Genomic DNA, 3639 nt, shown 5'->3' with positions numbered 1-3639 from the left:
GGGGGTGAGGTTGACAGGAACGTCATCCTCTGGGAGCAAGAAACAACAGAGAAACTTATTGGAGCGTAGAGATGAGCAACTGGCAAGAGCTTGAGAAGAAGTATTACATGAAAACCGGAAACCGCGTCCCGGTCACCCTGGTCAGGGGTGAAGGTGCCCGTATATGGGACGATGCCGGACGGGAATACCTGGACTTTGTCAGCGGATGGGCAGTTGACAGTCTGGGACACTGCCATCCTGCACTCGTTGAGGCGTTAACCGAGCAAGCAAAAACGCTCATCCAGACCTCAAACCAGTTCTATACCGTCCCCCAGATTCAACTGGCCCAGCTCCTCGTTGAGAATAGCTGTTTGGACAAGGTCTACGTATGCAATAGTGGTGCCGAAGCCTGTGAAGGTGCGGTGAAACTGGCACGTCGCTACGGCAGTCTCAAACTGAACGGTGCCTACGAAATAATTACTGCATTCAATTCCTTCCACGGACGTACCCTGGCTATGACCGCCGCCACCGGGCAGGTAAAGTTCCAGGTACCCTATATTCCCCTGCCGACCGGTTTCAAAAACGTGGAATATAACAGTATTGAAGCAGTCAAGGAAGCCACTACTGAACAGACCTGTGCCGTAATGCTGGAACCACTTCAGGGAGAAGGCGGCGTTATTGTTCCGGACGATGATTACCTGGCCAGTGTGCGTTCGTGGTGCGACGAGAAGGGAATACTGCTTATCCTGGATGAAATCCAGACGGGGATAGGCCGACTGGGGACACTTTTCGCATACGAGCAGTACGGAATTGAACCGGATATAATGACCCTGGCTAAAGGTCTGGGTAGCGGTGTGCCTATCGGGGCATTTATGGCCAAGGATAAAGTCTGCGTTTTCGTCCCGGGAGAGCACGGTTCTACCTTCGGCGGTAACCCGCTTACCTGTGCTGCTGCCTATGCGACCGTTAGTTTTATTATTGAGAATGATATCACAGCCAATGTCAGGAAAGTGGGACAGTATCTTACTGAAAGCCTGAAAAACCTGCAAAAGAAATATCCGTTCATCACCGACGTTCGCGGCCGTGGTCTATTACTGGCCATAGAGTTTGACCGTGAGATTGGCCAGGATATGTTAAACGCTTGCCTTGAGAATGGTATGCTGGTTAACTGCGTCAAGCCTAATGCTATTCGTCTCATACCCCCGCTTATCATCGGTAATAGCGAAGTTGATGAAGCGCTTGATATACTGGATAAAAGCCTGTCCGGCATTGATAACTGATGCCTGACAGTTAAGGTGAGGCAATATACTCTACCTGGAGGAGATTCAAAATGGCAGATAAGGTAATACTGGCCTATAGTGGCGGCCTGGATACATCGGTGGCAGTCACATGGATACAGGAAAACTATGGTCTGGACGTTATTACGTTGACTATCGATGTTGGCAATGAAAAAGACTTCACCGCCGTGAAGGAAAAGGCATTGAAGGTCGGCGCAATAAAAGCACTGGTAGTCGATGTAAAGCAGTCTTTCGTAGATTACTTCATATTTCCGGCGCTGCAGGCAAACGCCCTCTACGAAGGTCAATACCCTCTGGCAACTGCCCTGTCCCGACCTCTCATGGCCAAGCTGCTGGTGGATACCGCACAGGATGAAGGGGCAACTGCGGTGGCCCACGGCTGCACCGGTAAGGGAAACGACCAGGTAAGGTTCGATGTCGGTATCAATACCCTGGCACCGGACCTCAAAATCATCGCCCCGGCACGGGAATGGGGAATGACACGGGAAGAGACCATAGCCTATGCCCAGAAGCACAATATTCCCGTTCCAATAACTGTAAGCAGCCCCTACTCCATCGATGAATGCCTGTGGGGTAAAGCCATCGAGTGTGGAGTCCTGGAAGACCCCTGGGCAGAGCCGCCGGAAGACGCTTTCACCTGGACGAAGTCGGCTGACCAGACCCCGGACGAGCCGACTTACGTGGAGATTGGTTTCGCTAAGGGCATCCCCGTCAGCCTCGATGACCGGCCAATGAACGGTATCGACCTTATCATGGAGTTGAACGAGATAGCCGGCAATCATGGCATCGGGCGGATTGACCATATCGAGAACCGGGTCGTGGGAATAAAGTCGCGGGAGATATATGAAGCGCCCGCAGCCACCGTCCTGCTCCAGGCACATCGGGCACTGGAAGCGATGACACTATCCAAAGACCAGCTACGTTTCAAGGAGAAGGTGACCCTGGAATACTCGGACATGGTCTACAACGGTCTCTGGTTCAGTGCCCTCAACCGTGACCTCTCGGCCTATATCATCAGTTCGCAGCGCTCTGTTACCGGCACCGTGAGGATGAAGCTCTTCAAGACCAGCGCAGGGGTCGCCGGACGCAAATCGCCACGTTCGCTGTATAACCTCGGCCTGGCCACTTACGACAAGGGCGACCAGTTTGACCAGAGTGCGGCTCTGGGCTTCATTCATCTGTGGGGCCTGTCGGCGAAGAACCAGGCACAGGTACAGATTCTGGCCGATGTCGAGGGGCCATTAAGTATAATGGCCCACCGGGAACAAGAGGAAAACGAGGCTTAGCATGAGCCATATCCGTGGTCGTTTTGAGAAGGACGCCGACAAGCGGGCGCAGACCTACACCGCCTCCATCCGGTATGACTGGCGTCTCTATCCCTACGACATCGCGGGGAGCATTGCGCACGCCCGAATGCTGGCCAGGCAGGATATTATCTCAAAGCAGGACGCAGATACCATAATTGGCGGTCTCAACTCCATCAAGGAAGAGATTGAGCAGGATGATTTTGACTTCAAACCGGAACTGGAAGATATCCACATGAACATCGAGTCCCGCCTTATCGAGAAAGTGGGGGAGGTCGGGGGCAAGCTCCATACTGCCCGCTCGCGGAACGACCAGATAGCCCTCGATATGCGCCTTTTCGTCCGCGACGCCATCTCGCAGACCATCAGTGCACTGCACAAGCTGCAACAGGCCCTGGTCACTCTGGCCGAGGCCAATAAGGAAGTGGTCATACCGGGATACACGCACCTGCAGCGGGCACAGCCGGTGCTGCTGGCCCATCACCTGCTGGCTTACTTCGAGATGCTGGAGCGGGATATCGAACGGTTCAAATGCTGCCGCCAGCGAACCGATGTCCTGCCCCTGGGCAGCGGTGCCCTTGCCGGTGTTGCTTACAATATAGACCGTGAGTTCCTTGCGAAGGAACTGGGGTTCAACCAGGTAAGCCGGAACAGCATCGACGCCGTCAGTGACCGGGACTTCCTGATTGAGTACCAGTCCGCGGCGAGCATCTGTATGATGCACCTTTCCCGCCTGGCGGAAGAGATTGTTCTCTGGTCCTCGGCGGAGTTCGACTTCATTGAAGTAGACGATGCCTACGCCACCGGGTCGAGTATCATGCCCCAGAAGAAGAACCCGGATGTTGCCGAGCTGGCCCGCGGTAAGACCGGGCGCATCTACGGCAACCTGATATCTCTGCTGACGATGATGAAGGGCATTCCCCTGGCCTACGTCCGGGACATGCAGGAGGACAAGGAAGGCTTCTTCGATACCGTGGATACGCTGCTGGCCACCCTGGAGGTCTTCGCCGGCATGGTATCGACGCTCCGCGTGAAGCCGGAGAATACCGGACGGGCCG

The 3639-nt window shown here is 54.6% G+C and carries 3 protein-coding genes; all 3 read left to right on the top strand.

All coding sequences use genetic code 11. From position 1 onward, the window contains the following. The first annotated feature begins 71 nt into the window (after positions 1–71). On the top strand, positions 72–1259 hold the full coding sequence (locus VMW13_08015) for an aspartate aminotransferase family protein (GenBank protein ID HUV44758.1): 1188 nt from the start codon (positions 72–74) through the stop codon (positions 1257–1259). Between the two features lie 50 nt (positions 1260–1309). Beyond that, a complete protein-coding gene (locus tag VMW13_08010) occupies positions 1310–2563 on the top strand; it encodes an argininosuccinate synthase (GenBank protein ID HUV44757.1) in 1254 nt (417 codons plus the stop codon). Position 2564: 1 nt separating this feature from the next. Continuing rightward, the coding region (gene argH / locus VMW13_08005) for an argininosuccinate lyase (GenBank protein ID HUV44756.1) at positions 2565–3639 on the top strand (1075 nt) is incomplete at its 3' end.

The sequence above is a fragment of the Dehalococcoidales bacterium genome (assembly GCA_035529395.1).
Taxonomy (GTDB): domain Bacteria; phylum Chloroflexota; class Dehalococcoidia; order Dehalococcoidales; family Fen-1064; genus DUES01.
The sequence above is the reverse complement of the archived record's forward strand: the minus strand, read 5'-3'. Positions and strand labels throughout refer to the sequence as shown.